At 66.4% G+C, this 13,353-nt stretch carries 12 protein-coding genes; 8 read left to right on the top strand and 4 right to left on the bottom strand.

The annotated features are described in order from the left end of the window. Nucleotides 1-79: 79 nt before the first annotated feature. From ACRSCF_RS09800 to ACRSCF_RS09765, 8 genes are all read left to right on the top strand, one after another. Nucleotides 80-481 (top strand): ComEA family DNA-binding protein, encoded by a 402-nt coding sequence (locus tag ACRSCF_RS09800; protein WP_034363686.1) that lies wholly within the window; start codon nucleotides 80-82, stop codon nucleotides 479-481. Nucleotides 482-620: 139 nt separating this feature from the next. Continuing rightward, nucleotides 621-3,599, top strand: coding sequence for a monovalent cation/H+ antiporter subunit A (locus ACRSCF_RS09795; RefSeq protein WP_151019170.1), 2,979 nt, complete (start codon nucleotides 621-623; stop codon nucleotides 3,597-3,599). Further along, entirely contained in the window at nucleotides 3,599-3,964 is a 366-nt protein-coding gene (locus ACRSCF_RS09790) for a Na+/H+ antiporter subunit C (RefSeq protein ID WP_016450499.1), read from the top strand. The genes ACRSCF_RS09795 and ACRSCF_RS09790 overlap by 1 nt, the downstream gene beginning before the upstream one ends. Continuing rightward, complete coding sequence (locus ACRSCF_RS09785) at nucleotides 3,961-5,757, top strand: monovalent cation/H+ antiporter subunit D (RefSeq protein WP_017404727.1); 1,797 nt, start codon at nucleotides 3,961-3,963, stop codon at nucleotides 5,755-5,757. Before ACRSCF_RS09790 ends, ACRSCF_RS09785 begins: the two co-directional genes overlap by 4 nt. Continuing rightward, nucleotides 5,754-6,245: a Na+/H+ antiporter subunit E gene (locus ACRSCF_RS09780; protein ID WP_016450497.1), complete on the top strand. Its 492-nt coding sequence runs from the start codon at nucleotides 5,754-5,756 to the stop codon at nucleotides 6,243-6,245. Before ACRSCF_RS09785 ends, ACRSCF_RS09780 begins: the two co-directional genes overlap by 4 nt. Beyond that, entirely contained in the window at nucleotides 6,242-6,520 is a 279-nt protein-coding gene (locus ACRSCF_RS09775; RefSeq protein ID WP_012206532.1) for a K+/H+ antiporter subunit F, read from the top strand. The genes ACRSCF_RS09780 and ACRSCF_RS09775 overlap by 4 nt, the downstream gene beginning before the upstream one ends. Beyond that, nucleotides 6,517-6,903 (top strand): monovalent cation/H(+) antiporter subunit G, encoded by a 387-nt coding sequence (locus tag ACRSCF_RS09770; protein WP_016450496.1) that lies wholly within the window; start codon nucleotides 6,517-6,519, stop codon nucleotides 6,901-6,903. Before ACRSCF_RS09775 ends, ACRSCF_RS09770 begins: the two co-directional genes overlap by 4 nt. 242 nt (nucleotides 6,904-7,145) lie before the next feature. Continuing rightward, complete coding sequence (locus ACRSCF_RS09765) at nucleotides 7,146-8,015, top strand: LOG family protein (RefSeq protein ID WP_016450495.1); 870 nt, start codon at nucleotides 7,146-7,148, stop codon at nucleotides 8,013-8,015. 70 nt (nucleotides 8,016-8,085) lie between these two features. On the opposite strand, the gene ACRSCF_RS09760 is transcribed toward ACRSCF_RS09765, so the two are convergent. The 4 genes from ACRSCF_RS09760 to ACRSCF_RS09745 form a co-directional block, all read right to left on the bottom strand. Then, nucleotides 8,086-9,267, bottom strand: a complete 1,182-nt coding sequence (locus tag ACRSCF_RS09760) for an MFS transporter (protein WP_017404731.1) — start codon at nucleotides 9,265-9,267, stop codon at nucleotides 8,086-8,088. Nucleotide 9,268: 1 nt separating this feature from the next. Continuing rightward, entirely contained in the window at nucleotides 9,269-10,759 is a 1,491-nt protein-coding gene (gene rmuC / locus ACRSCF_RS09755) for a DNA recombination protein RmuC (protein ID WP_026062205.1), read from the bottom strand. A 110-nt stretch (nucleotides 10,760-10,869) separates the two neighbouring features. Further along, on the bottom strand, nucleotides 10,870-11,877 hold the full coding sequence (locus tag ACRSCF_RS09750) for a 2-hydroxyacid dehydrogenase (protein ID WP_016450492.1): 1,008 nt from the start codon (nucleotides 11,875-11,877) through the stop codon (nucleotides 10,870-10,872). 37 nt (nucleotides 11,878-11,914) lie between these two features. Then, complete coding sequence (locus ACRSCF_RS09745; protein WP_034363676.1) at nucleotides 11,915-13,342, bottom strand: sodium:proton antiporter; 1,428 nt, start codon at nucleotides 13,340-13,342, stop codon at nucleotides 11,915-11,917. Nucleotides 13,343-13,353: the final 11 nt, after the last annotated feature.

The following is a 13,353-nucleotide window of genomic DNA, read 5'->3' as shown; positions in this document are numbered from 1 at the left end:
CGGCACGCCAGAGGCCTGCATAAGATGCTTCTGGGTCGCAATGTTGCGGCCCTCAACATTGAGGGATCAGGAGGTTTGTATGTTCAGAAAATTGATGGCTGGCTTCATTGCGCTGCTGTGGTCCGTGATGGCTTTGGCCGCTGTGGAAGCCAATAAGGCGAATGAAGCCGAACTGACATCCATCAAGGGCATAGGCCCGGCCATGTCGGCACGCATTCTCGAGGAACGCAAATCCGCCCCCTTCAAGGACTGGCCCGACTTCATCGCACGGGTCAAGGGTGTGGCGGAACCGACAGCCACCAAGTTTTCGGGCGAAGGCCTGACTGTCAACGGCAGCAGCTACAAAGGCCACAGCGCCAAGCCTGATGCCAAGGACACTGCGGCCAAGGGGGGCAAGGACACGGCGGCCCAGGGCACCAAGCCGACCAAGGAGCAGGCGGCAAAGCCGGCCACTCCAGCCAAGGCCGGCTCGGCCTCCTGAAGACGCGAACTGTCTCTATCCAACCCGCTTCGGCGGGTTTTTCATGCGTACGACCCTCGGGGTATGCGCGGCCATAGCCTGAAACATGCTCAGGTTTTCATAGCGAAGCAAAAAACCTTGCCCGTAAAATGGACCGCCCATGCCCCTGATCACCCTCATACTCCTACCCTTCATCGGCAGCCTGATTGCCGCAATGCTGCCCGCCAATGCGCGCAATACGGAGTCGACTCTGGCCGGCGTGATCGCATTGGGCTGTGCCATACAGACCGCATTGCTGTTTCCACAGATCGCCGATGGGGAAGTGCTGCGCCAGGAGATCGAGTGGCTGCCGGCACTGGGACTGAACCTGGTGATCCGCATGGACGGCTTTGCCTGGATGTTCTGCATGCTGGTGCTGGGCATAGGCTCGCTGGTCGTGCTGTATGCGCGCTACTACATGTCGCCGGCCGATCCCGTGCCGCGCTTTTTCTCGTTCTTTCTGGCCTTCATGGGCGCGATGGCTGGCGTGGTGCTGTCGGGCAACATCATCCAGATTGCCTTCTTCTGGGAGCTGACCAGCCTCTTCTCCTTTCTTCTGATCGGATACTGGCACCATCGCAAGGATGCACGCCGCGGCGCGCGCATGGCGCTGACGGTGACGGGCACAGGCGGCCTGGCCATGCTGGCCGGCATGCTGGTGCTGGGCCACATCGTGGGCAGCTATGACCTGGACAACGTGCTCATCGCCGGCCAGCAGGTGCGTGACCACCAGCTGTACCTGGTCGCCCTGGTGCTGATCCTGCTGGGCGCGCTGACCAAGAGTGCGCAGTTCCCCTTCCACTTCTGGCTGCCGCACGCCATGGCCGCGCCCACGCCGGTGTCGGCCTATCTGCACTCCGCCACCATGGTCAAGGCCGGCGTGTTCCTGCTGGCGCGCATGTGGCCCGTGCTCGGTGACACCGATGCCTGGTTCTGGCTAGTGGGCGGAGCCGGCGCGGCAACCCTGCTCATCGGCGGCTATCTGGCCATGTTCCAGCACGATCTCAAGGGATTGCTGGCCTATTCGACGATTTCCCACCTGGGCCTGATCACGCTGCTGCTGGGCCTGAACAGCAAGCTGGCCGCCGTGGCTGCGGTGTTCCACATCATGAACCACGCGACCTTCAAGGCCTCGCTTTTCATGGCCGCGGGCATCGTCGACCATGAAAGCGGCACGCGTGACATCCGCCGGCTTTCGGGCCTGCGGCACATGATGCCCATCACGGCCACGCTGGCCTGCGTGGCCAGCGCGGCCATGGCGGGCGTACCGCTGCTCAACGGCTTCCTGTCCAAGGAGATGTTCTTCGCCGAGACCGTCTACCTGGATGCCGCTCCCTGGGTGCGCACGGCCTTGCCGGTGGCAGCCACGGTGGCGGGCATGTTCAGCGTGGCCTATTCGCTGCGCTTCACCATCGACGTCTTCTTCGGCCCCAAGGCCACCGACCTGCCGCATGACCCGCACGAGCCTCCGCACTGGATGCGCGTGCCCGTCGAGCTGCTGGTACTGGCCTGCCTGGTGGTGGGCATGCTGCCGGCGTGGGCGGTGGGCAGCTTTCTCGCAGCGGCCGCCACGCCCGTGGTCGGCGGCGACCTGCCCGAGTACAGCCTGGCCATCTGGCACGGCTGGAACATGCCCTTGATCATGAGCCTTGTGGCGTTGATTGGCGGCATCCTGCTGTACATGCTGCTGCGCTGGCAGCGCCAGGCCGGCCATATGGATACCGCGCCGCTGGTGGGCACGCTCAGCGGCCAGCGTGTTTTCGAGAACCTGCTGGCCCGCCTGTCCCTGCTGGGCCGCTGGTCGCGCCGGCGCCTGTCCACCATGCGCCTGCAGTGGCAGATGCTGTGGCTGGTCTGCACCGCCGTGCTGGCTGGCGTTCTGCCGCTGTGGCTGCAAGGCATCAAGCTGGGAGACCGGAGCATGCTGCCGCTGTCGCCCGCCTTCGTGATGCTGTGGGCCGTGGGCATTCTCTGCGCCCTGGGTACGGCCTGGAAGGCCAAGTACCACCGGCTGACGGCGCTGATCATGCTGGGCGGCGCCGGCCTGTGCACCTGCCTGACCTTCCTGTGGTTCTCGGCGCCTGACCTGGCGCTGACCCAGCTGGTCGTCGAGGTCGCCACCACGGTGCTGATGCTGCTGGGCCTGCGCTGGATGCCCAAGCGCGACAAAAGCCTGCACATTCCCGTGCTGTCCGCCGAGCTGCGCGCCCGCTCGCGCCGCATGCGTGACCTGCTGCTGTCGCTGGTTGCAGGTGGCGGCATGGCCTGGCTGGCCTTCGCCATGATGAGCCGCCCCTTCTATGACGGGGCCTCCACCTTCTTCCTGGAACATGCGCTCAGCGATGGCGGCGGCACCAATGTGGTCAACGTCATGCTGGTGGACTTCCGGGGCTTCGACACCTTCGGCGAGATCGTGGTGCTGGGCATCGTGGCCCTGGTCGTCTATGCTCTGCTCAGGCGCTTTCGCCCGGCCCGCGAGACGCTGGACCTGCCCGAGCAGCAGCGCTACATGCCTGGCGACCTGCAGACCGATCTGTTCAATCCGCGCAACGCAGGCGATACGGCCGTGGGCTACCTGATGGTGCCCGCCGTGCTGGTGCGGCTGCTGCTGCCGTTTGCCGCCCTGGTTTCCGTCTACATCTTCATGCGTGGCCACAACGAGCCCGGCGGCGGCTTCGTGGCCGGCCTGGTGTTCTCGGTCGCCTTGCTGATGCAGTACATCATCTCCGGCACGCAGTGGGTCGAGGCCCACCTGCCGATCTTCCCGCGCCGATGGATCGGTGTCGGCCTGCTGTTCGCACTGGGTACCGGCATGGGCTCCATCGTGGCCGGCTATCCCTTTCTCACCAGCCACACCTTCCATATGACCCTGCCAGTCGTCGGCGACGTGCATCTCGCCAGCGCCCTGTTCTTCGACATCGGTGTGTTCTCGCTGGTGGTCGGCGCGACCATGCTCATTCTGACGGCCATCGCCCACCAATCGGTGCGCAGCCACCGCTACCACGCCCGTCTGCTGGAGGAGCAGCAGCAACAGGCCGAAGAGGCCGAAGCCGCCGTGCAGCAGGCCACCGCTGCAGCGCTTGCACGAGGAGGTTTCTGATGGAAGTCGTGCTTGCCATTGCCATCGGCGTACTGACGGGCTCGGGCGTGTGGCTGCTGCTGCGCCCACGCACCTACCAGGTCATCATGGGCCTGGCCCTGCTGTCTTACGCAGTCAACCTGTTCATCTTCAGCATGGGCCGCCAGGGCCTGGCCATCGACAAGGAGCCCGTGCTGCGCGCCGGCGTGCCGCAGGATCTTGCGCACTATGCGGATCCCATGCCGCAGGCGCTGGTGCTCACGGCCATCGTGATCGGCTTTGCCATGACGGCACTGTTCCTGGTGGTGCTGCTGGCCTCGCGCGGCACCACGGGCACCGACCATGTGGACGGAGCCCATTCCCGCACCGAGCAGGAGATGCCATGAACGAGCTGACCGCCCGTCTCATGCCGCACCTGATGCTGGCGCCCATCGTGCTGCCCATGCTTTCGGCAGCGCTGATGCTGTTGCTGCGCGAAGAGCGCCAGCGCCTCAAATTCGCTCTTGGACTGGTATCCACCCTGATGGGGCTGGGCGTGGCCGTGATGCTGATGCTGTGGACCGACCAGGCCGGCGCGCCCGTCAACCTGGGCGTCTACATGCCGGGCAACTGGCCCATGCCCTTCGGCATCTCGCTGGCACTGGACCGCCTGACCGGCATGATGCTGGTGCTGACCTATACGGTGGCCCTGGCCTCGCTGGTCTTCTCCAGCGCCCGCTGGCACCGCGCGGGGATGCACTTTCACTCGCTGTTCCAGTTTCAGCTGATGGGCCTGAGCGGCGCCTTCCTCACGGCGGACCTGTTCAACCTGTTCGTGTTCTTCGAGATCATGCTCGCGGCCTCCTATGGACTGGTCCTGCATGGTTCCGGGCGGACGCGCATCCAGGCGGGCCTGCACTACATCGCCATCAATCTTGCAGCCTCGTCGCTGTTCCTGATCGGCGTGTCCATGCTCTACGGCCTGACCGGCACGCTGAACATGGCCGACCTGGCACGTGCCATCCCCCAGGTCAGCAGCGACGACCGCGGGCTGCTGCATTCGGCCGCTGCCATCCTGGGCATTGCCTTCCTGACCAAGGCAGCCATGTGGCCGCTGAACTTCTGGCTGGTGCCGGCCTACAGCGCAGCCACCGCTCCCGTGGGCGCCGTGTTCGCGCTCATGACCAAGGTGGGCGTCTACGTGGTGCTGCGGCTGTGGACGCTGCTGTTCAGCTCCGAGGCCGGCGCCTCCGCCCTGTTCGGCAGCACCTGGCTGATCGTCGGCGGCATGCTGACCATGGCCTTCGGCGGCCTGGGCATGCTGGGCTCGCAGCGGCTGACGCATATCGCGGGCTTTGCGGCCGTTCTCTCTTCGGGCACCTTGCTGGCCGCCACGGGGTTTGGCCAGAACGCCTTGACGGCCGGGCTGCTGTACTACCTGCCCAGCTCCACCCTGGCCGTGAGCGCCCTGTTTCTGATCGCCGACGTGGTGGACCGCTGGCGCGTGGATGACGATGCGGGCGAGCCCTATGAGGATGACGAGGCTCCCTTCCTCAACGCCGAACTGCTGCCCACAGAGGGCTTCAACCTCGACGAATCCGAAGAGGTGCTGATCGGCCGCGCCATTCCCGCAGCGGCCGCCTTCATCGGCCTGAGCTTCATGCTGGCCACCCTGGTGGTCACCGGCCTGCCCCCGCTTTCGGGCTTTGTGGGCAAGTTCGCCATGCTGTCTGCCCTGCTCAACCCGCTGGGCCTGGGCAACTCCAGCGGCTTCCAGGCCGGCTGGGCCGGCTGGGTGCTGGTGGCGCTGATGATCGCCACGGGACTGCTCGCCCTGCTGTCGCTGGTGCGCGCCGGCATACGCCATTTCTGGGCGACCGAGGAGCAGAACTCGCCCTCGTTGCGTGTGGCCGAAGGCCTGCCCATCGCCGTGCTGCTGGCCTGCTGCGTGGCGCTCACCGTGCAGGGTGGCCAGCTGATGGGCTACACGCAGCGTGCGGCCGATGCGCTGCTGGCGCCCGATGTCTATGTGCGCTCCGTCATGGGCACGCAGCCGGAGCCGAGCCCGGCAGAAAAGAAGGCGCGGCTGGAAGCCGGCCCCGAAGGCGCCGCGCGCGCCGCTGCCCAGGCCAGCGGCGCGCCCATGCCCGCAGGCATAGGCGATGCAGGCCCAACGGCCGGCAAGGAGGATTCCCGATGATGAAAACCCTGCTGCCCGCGCCGCTGCTGTCGGTGGCGCTGTTCCTGCTGTGGCTGCTGCTCAACCGCTCGTTCAGCAGCGGCCAGATCCTGCTGGGCGCCCTGCTGGGCCTGTTGCTGCCGCTGCTGCTGCGCGGCCTGCGCCCCTTGCCCGTGCGCGTGCGCCATCCGCTGACCATCGTGCGCCTGGGGCTGCGCGTGGTCTGGGACACCTCGGTGTCCAACTTCAACGTCGTGCGGTTCATGCTGTTTCCAGGCATGCGCAAGCACCCGGCCAACTTCGTGCGCATCCCGCTGGAACTGCGCGACCCCAACGGCCTGGCCGTGCTCGCCATGATCGTGTGCATCACGCCCGGCACGGCCTGGGCCGAGATCTCGCGCGACCGCTCCCAGCTCATGCTGCATGTGCTGGAGGTCGATGACCCCGAAGAGATCGTCCAGCACGTCAAGCGCTCCTACGAGCGCCCCCTGATGGAGATTTTCGAATGATGCCCTGGTTCCACTGGACTTTGATGTTCGCGCTGGGCCTGCTGGTCGCCGCCATGGGCTGCGCCGTGCTGCGCCTGCTCAAGGGCCCGCACGCCCAGGATCGCGTGCTGGCGCTGGACTGCATGTACCTCAACGGCATGCTGGCCATGCTGCTGATGGGCATCATCTATGACAGCACCAGCTATTTCGAGGCCGCCCTGCTGGTTGCGCTGTTCGGCTGCGTGGGCTCCACGGCCATGGCCAAGTTCCTGCTGCGCGGCGAGGTGATCGAATGATGCCGGAAACCACCACGCTGCCGCTGTGGTGCCAGATCCTGGTGGCTGTGCTGGCGCTGGGCGGCGCCATCATCGCCTTTCTGGGCTCCATGGGCCTGTGGCGCCTGGACAGCTATTTCGAGCGCGTGCATGCGCCTTCCATCATCGCCACCATGGGCTGCTGGCTGATCATGCATGCCACCTGGATCTACTTTTCCGTCAGCGGACAGAGCCTGGCCGTGCATGCGCTGCTGATTGCGGTGTTCATCTCGGTGACCGTTCCCATCACGACCATCTTCCTGATGCGTGCAGCCCTGTTCCGCGCACGCCGTGCGGGCCAGGACGTGCCGCCGCCGCTGAGCAGCGTCGTGCGCAACGAGCCGGCCGAACACCCGGACGTCTGAAGCGCAATCGGGCCTGAAAATACCCGCCGATGCGGCAGGCAGCGGCAGGCAAAAGCCCTACTGCCAACTGTCCAGCATACGAATTCGCCCACGGCTGCGTCAATGCGCCAAAGCACCCGGTGCGCGAGCCCCGCGGCTATGAGTTTGTGAGCGTATAGTGCAGTCATCATCTGCGCTGGCAACGTATTTGATGGAACGGCCACAGGCGTGGCCGCCCTGGTTTTTCCTGTGTACGAGGGTTCATGCAAATCTCTTCCCCCCTGACCGATACCGATCTGGCCAACGGCTGGTCGGCCCTTCACAACCAGGCACACAACGGCATGGCATTGCAGCAGAACTCCAATCGCCTGGCCTTCGCGGACCCGGAATTCATGTTCCGCCGCGAAACCCGCGGCATCCGCATGCAGCTGGAGCTGCTCAAGCCGGACCTGGCCCAGATCGAGCGCGGCATCGAGCACACCGTCGTGGTCTATGGCAGCGCCCGCTTCGTGGACCTGGAGCAGGCCGAGCAGCAATTGGCCGACGCACAGGCCAGCGGCGATCCCCAGCGCGTTGCCTTGGCCGAGCGCGCCGTGCGCAATGCGCACCGCTATGAACAGGCCCGCGCCTTCACGCGCATCGTGGCCGCCGACAGCCTGAACCAGCCGCCCGAGGAGCGCCTCTACATCTGCACCGGCGGCGGCCCCGGCATCATGGAGGCGGCCAACCGAGGCGCCCATGACGTGGGCGCGCCCAGCATCGGCCTGAACATCGAGCTGCCGCACGAGCAAAACGGCAACCGCTTCATCTCGCCGGACCTGAGCTTCAAGTTCCACTACTTCGCCCTGCGCAAGATGCATTTCATGATGCGCGCCAAGGCCCTGGTGGCCTTCCCCGGCGGCTTCGGCACGCTGGACGAGCTGTTCGAGGTGCTGACCCTGATGCAGACCGGCAAGACGCATTCGGTGCCCGTGATCCTTTTTGGCACCGAGTTCTGGAAGCGCCTGCTCAACATCGACCTGATGATCGAGGAAGGCACGATCTCGCCCAAGGACCTGCAGCTGTTCCGCTATACCGATGATCCGGTCGAGGCCTGGGCGCTGATCAAGCAGTTCCACGCTGGCGGCTGGTAAGCCGCAGCGGCCGGCAGGCCGCCACCGCATCGCAAGGCGATCTGCGCACCAAGGCGCAGGTCGCTTTTTTTCATTCCGGCTTGCGCGGCGTCAGCCCCATGAACCAGGCCGTGCGGATGCCCGAGGCCACGGCCACGCCCACCACCCAGAACAGCGCAGACACGCCGATCAATGCCCCCGCCGAGCCGAACAGCACGGGCATGGCCACGCTGGAGGCATTGATGGCCATGAGCCGCAGGCCCAGTGCCTCGCCATGGCGGTGCTCGGGCGTGATCTGGTGCAGCATGCTCATGACCATGGGCTGCACAGATCCCAGTGAAAAACCCAGCATCACCGAACACATGCCCATGGTCAGCGCCGAGTCCATGAAGGGGTACAGCGCAAAGACGAAGGCGGTGATGGCCATGGCACCGGAGATCACGGCGCCTTCGCGCAAGCGCTCGGCCACCAGCGGCATGGCCAGGCGGATGGCGGCGGCCGCCACGGCAAAAATGCCCAGCAGCGTGCCGATGACCGAGGCGCTCAGGCCCTTCTCATGGCCCAGCAGCGGCAGCACGAAGGTGTGCACGTCCCAGCATGCGGACTGCAGCCAGTTGACCAGCAGCAGGTTGCGGAAATTGCGGTCGCGCAACAGGTCCCAGGCATGCTGCTTGGGACCGCCGATGGGCGCGCGCACGGGCGGCAGCTCCTGCGTGTGGCGCACCCAGCTCCAGGCCAGCACGGGCACCAGGGCCAGCAGGCCGAAGGCGACGCGGTAGCCCATGGTGCTGCCCTCGCCGCCAAAATTCGCGTGATCGATCAGCAGCCCGGTGCTGAAGGGCCCGATGAAGTTGGAGATGGCCGGGCCTATGGCCAACCAGCTGAACACCTTCTTGAGCGCCACCGCATCGTGGGTGACACGGCCCGCATGGCGCTGCACGGCAATCACCACGGCGCCGCTGGCTCCGCCCGTCAACAACGCCGCAAGGCATAGCACCGGATACAGCGGCAATGCCAGCGCCAGCGCGCAGCCCCCGCTGGCCGCCAGCATGGACAGGAAAAACGGCTTTCGAAAACCATGCTTGTCCGCGAAGCGCCCGGCCGGCAGCGCCAGGAACACCTGGGTCAGCGCGAACAGCGCCAGCAAGATGCCCACGGCCGCCGCGCTATAGCCCTGCTGCAGGGCCAGCAAGGGCGCTGCCAGCCGCATGCCGGCCATGGTGGCATGCACGCTGACCTGCGCCATGATGACCTTGAACAGGGCCAGGTTCATCTCAATCCTGCTCCGATCCCGGCTCCATTCCGGCCGCAGCATCCTTGTCATCCGGCAGGCCGGGCCGCGCTGCACTAGAGGTCGGCGCGGGCAGCTCCTGCACGTCGCGCAGCTGGCGCTGGATGGCGCGCGTGCGCACGCCCACCTGCTCGAAGCGCTTGGCCGCCGCGTCTATGGACTTGCGCGTGGCATCCACCACTTCGCCGAACTTGGCGAACTCGGTCTTGACCTGGCCGAGCACCGCCCAGACCTCGGACGAGCGCTTTTCGATGGCCAGCGTCTTGAAGCCCATCTGCAGGCTGCTGAGCATGGCGGCCAGGTTGGCCGGGCCGGTGACCATCACGCGGCAGCCGTTCTGCACGGCCTCGACCAGGCCGGGGCGGCGCATGACCTCGGCAAACAGGCCTTCGGTAGGCAGGTAGAGCACGGCAAAGTCCGTGGTGTGCGGCGGGCTCACGTACTTGCCGTGGATCTTGCGCGCCTCGAACTTGATCGATGCCTCGAAGGCATTGCCTGCCGAGACAATGGCCGCCTTGTCCGCCGCATCCTGGGCGTCGAGCAGGCGCTGGTACTGCTCCACCGGGTACTTGGCGTCGATGGGCAGCCAGACCGGCGTCTCGTCGCTGCGTCCGGGCAGGCGGATGGCGAACTCCACCATGTCGTCGCTGCCGGGCACGGTCTTGACGTTGCGCGCGTACTGCTCGGGCGTGAGCACGTTCTCGATGATGGCGCCCAGCTGCAGTTCGCCCCAGGTGCCGCGCGTCTTCACATTGCTCATCACGCGCTTGAGATCGCCCACGCTGCCGGCCAACGTCTGCATCTCGCCCAGGCCCTTGTGCACCTGCTCCAGCCGGTCGCTGACCAGCTTGAACGATTCGCCCAGGCGCTGCTCCAGCGTGGCATGCAGCTTCTCGTCCACCGTGCGCCGCATCTCTTCCAGGCGCGCCGCATTGTCCGACTGGATGGTGGCCAGGCGCTCGTTGAGCGTGCCGCGCAGCTGCTCGGCATGGACCTGGCTGGATTGCGCCAGTCCGCCCAGCTGCTGCTGGATGTCGTTCTTGAGGGAGTCCAGCGTGCTGCGCGTGGTCTGCGCCAGCGCCTCGAAGCGCTCCTGCACATGGGCGTTGAAGCGCTGCGTGCTTTCGCCCTGGGCCTCGCGGGCCTGGGCGCTGTCGGCGGCCAGCCGCACGGTGAGCCGGCCCAGTTCCATGCGAAAGGCTGCCAGCGCCTCGCCCTGCTCGCGCCGCGCCGCCTGGGCATCGAGCTGGGCCTGGGCCAGATGGGCCTGCAGCTGCTGCGACACGCGGTCCAGCCCGCCATCGCTCTTGGCCACGGCCATCTGCGTGGCCTGGGCACCGCGCTCGAGCTGCTGCAGCCGCACGTCCAGCATCTGCAGCGCCTGCAGCACCTGCTGGGGCGCCACCCCGTCCTCGCGCTGCGCCGAGCGCCTCCACAGCAGCCAGATCACGGCCGCCTGCCCCAACAGCAGCACGGCCCAGGCCGCCCACCACACTCCGGATATCTGGGTCAAGATTTTGCTTGCGCTCCATGCAGCGGGAAGCGGCCACGGCCAGCCTTCCCGCGATTGTCACAACACCGTGTTCAGGCCTTGGCGCGCGCGCCGGCGGCCGCCGCTTCGGGCTGGTTCACGGGCGTGCGCGGGCCCTTGCCGGACAGGAAGTCGATCAGGTTGTCGGCCGCCAGCTCGGCCATGGCGCTGCGCGTGCCCATGGTGGCGCTGGCGATGTGCGGGGTCAGCACCACGTTGGGCACGGTCAGCAGGTCGGGATGGACCGAGGGCTCGCCCTCGAACACGTCCAGGCCTGCTGCAGCAATGGTCCTGTCGCGCAGTGCCCTGGCCAGCGCCGCGTCATCGACGATGCCGCCGCGCGCGATGTTGATCAGCGTGGCCGTGGGCTTCATCCGGGCGATCTCGGCCGCGCCTATGGTGTGGTGGTTTTCCTTTGTGTAGGGCAGCACCAGCACCACATGGTCGGCCATGGCCAGCAGTTCATCCTTGCCCACGTAGCCGGCCTTGCATTCGGCTTCCAGCTCGGGCGACAGGCGCGAGCGGTTGTGATAGACCACCTTCATGCCGAAGCCATGCGCCCCGCGTTTGGCGATGCCCTGGCCGATGCGGCCCATGCCGATGATGCCCAGCGTGCTGCCGTGCACTTCCGAGCCGGCAAACAGGTCGTAGCGCCAGGAGTTCCACTTTCCTGCGCGCAGGTAGTGCTCGCTTTCGGTCACGCGGCGGGCCGTGGCCATCAGCAGGGCAAAGCCGAAATCGGCCGTGGTCTCGGTCAGCACGTCGGGGGCATTCGTGCCCTGCACACCTGCAGCCGTCATCGCAGGCACGTCGAAGTTGTTGTAGCCCACGGCCATGTTGGCCACCACCTTCAGGCGCGGGCAGGCGGCCAGCAGCGCCGCATCGATGGTCTGCGAGCCCGTGGTCAGCACTCCATCCTTGTCCTGCAGATGCCTGGCCAGTTCCTGCGGGCTCCAGACCACGTCATCCTGGTTGGACTCGACCTCGAAGTGCTGCTCCAGCTTGCGCACCACTTCGGGCGGGATGGCACGGGCGATCAGGATGCGGGGTTTGCTTGCCATGTCTGTCTCTTTCCTTGTCTTGGCGTTAGGCGGTTCTTCAGCGGAACCAGATGAAGCTCATCAATACGAACAGCGGCACCAGAATGCACAGCGACCAGGCCATGTAGCCGAAGAAGCTGGGCATCTTCACGCCGCGCTCCTCGGCAATGGCCTTGACCATCAGGTTGGGCGCATTGCCGATATAGGTGTTGGCGCCCATGAACACCGCGCCCGCCGAGATGGCGGCCAGCGTCGAGGCCATGGCCGTCATCATCTGAGCGGCGTCTCCGCCCGCCGTATTGAAGAACACCAGGTAGGTCGGCGCGTTGTCCAGGAACGAGGACAGCAGGCCCGTGGCCCAGAAATACATCAGCGGATCGGGCGTGCCGTCGGCACGCGTCACGGCCCCCACGATGGCGCCGAAGGGTCCGGCCGTTCCCGCCTTGAGCATGGCGATCACGGGAATGATGGTCAGGAAGATGCCCGCGAACAGCTTGGCCACTTCCTGCATCGGCCCCCAGCCGAATTCATTGGCCTGGTGCACGCTGCGCGGCGTGAGCCTGAGGGACAGCACAGTCACGGCGACGAGGCCCGCATCGCGCACCAGACCGGGCAGGCCCACATGCGTGCCGGCCAGCACCAGGCCGGCATCGGTACGCCACAGGCCGCTCATCAGCACCAGTGCCACCACGGCCAGCAGCAGCACGAAGTTCACGCCGCCATCAAAGCCCAGGCGGCTGGCGCGGCCCAAGGCATCGACGCTGGGCGTGGGATCGGGCAGATCCGCTTCGCCGGCCTTGCGCAGCAGCCAGGCATCGATTGCGTAGAACAGCGCCAGCAGCGCGCCCACCAGGAACAGCGTCTCGGTGAAGATGTGGCGTACCGTCCAGAAGAAATCCACCCCCTTGAGAAAGCCCAGGAACAGCGGTGGATCGCCCAGCGGCGTCAGCGAGCCGCCGGCATTGGAGACGATGAAGATGAAGAACACCACCACATGCACTTGGTGCCTGCGGTTGTCGTTGGCGCGCAGCAGCGGCCGGATCAGCAGCATCGAGGCGCCCGTGGTCCCCATGAAGCTGGCCAGCACGGCGCCGATCGCCAGAATGGCCGTGTTCAGCCCCGGCGATCCCTTGAGATTGCCGCGCACATAGATGCCGCCCGACACCGTGTACAGCGCCGTCAGCAGGATCACGAACGGCAGGTATTCAGCCAGCAGGGCATGCACCAGGTTGGCCATGGCCGCGCCCACGCCGAACACCGCCGCGAAGGGCAGCAGAAAGACCAGCGCCCAGGCGGCCGTCACCTTGCCGAAATGCCGGTGCCAGAAATGGGGCGCCGCCAGCGGCACCAGGGCGATGGACAACAGCATGCCCGCAAACGGCACGCCCCAAAGTACCGAAAGCTGGCCGCCGTCGATATCGGCGGCCAGGGCCCAGGATGGCACGCAGGTGGCCAGCAGCGCCAGCAATCCGCGCAATGCCTTCATGGTCCCGTCTC

Origin of the sequence: Delftia sp. 11MD, from assembly GCF_050907895.1 — a bacterium.
Classification (GTDB): Bacteria; Pseudomonadota; Gammaproteobacteria; order Burkholderiales; family Burkholderiaceae_C; genus Comamonas; species Comamonas tsuruhatensis.
Note: the sequence above shows the minus strand (reverse complement) of the source record. Positions and strands in the feature narration are given on the sequence as shown.

Coding starts and splice junctions, on each gene's coding strand:
- ACRSCF_RS09800 (WP_034363686.1), top strand. CDS start 80: ATGTTCAGAAAATTGATGGCTGGCTTCATTGCGCTGCTGTGGTCCGTG.
- ACRSCF_RS09795 (WP_151019170.1), top strand. CDS start 621: ATGCCCCTGATCACCCTCATACTCCTACCCTTCATCGGCAGCCTGATT.
- ACRSCF_RS09790 (WP_016450499.1), top strand. CDS start 3,599: ATGGAAGTCGTGCTTGCCATTGCCATCGGCGTACTGACGGGCTCGGGC.
- ACRSCF_RS09785 (WP_017404727.1), top strand. CDS start 3,961: ATGAACGAGCTGACCGCCCGTCTCATGCCGCACCTGATGCTGGCGCCC.
- ACRSCF_RS09780 (WP_016450497.1), top strand. CDS start 5,754: ATGATGAAAACCCTGCTGCCCGCGCCGCTGCTGTCGGTGGCGCTGTTC.
- ACRSCF_RS09775 (WP_012206532.1), top strand. CDS start 6,242: ATGATGCCCTGGTTCCACTGGACTTTGATGTTCGCGCTGGGCCTGCTG.
- ACRSCF_RS09770 (WP_016450496.1), top strand. CDS start 6,517: ATGATGCCGGAAACCACCACGCTGCCGCTGTGGTGCCAGATCCTGGTG.
- ACRSCF_RS09765 (WP_016450495.1), top strand. CDS start 7,146: ATGCAAATCTCTTCCCCCCTGACCGATACCGATCTGGCCAACGGCTGG.
- ACRSCF_RS09760 (WP_017404731.1), bottom strand. CDS start 9,267: ATGAACCTGGCCCTGTTCAAGGTCATCATGGCGCAGGTCAGCGTGCAT.
- ACRSCF_RS09750 (WP_016450492.1), bottom strand. CDS start 11,877: ATGGCAAGCAAACCCCGCATCCTGATCGCCCGTGCCATCCCGCCCGAA.
- ACRSCF_RS09745 (WP_034363676.1), bottom strand. CDS start 13,342: ATGAAGGCATTGCGCGGATTGCTGGCGCTGCTGGCCACCTGCGTGCCA.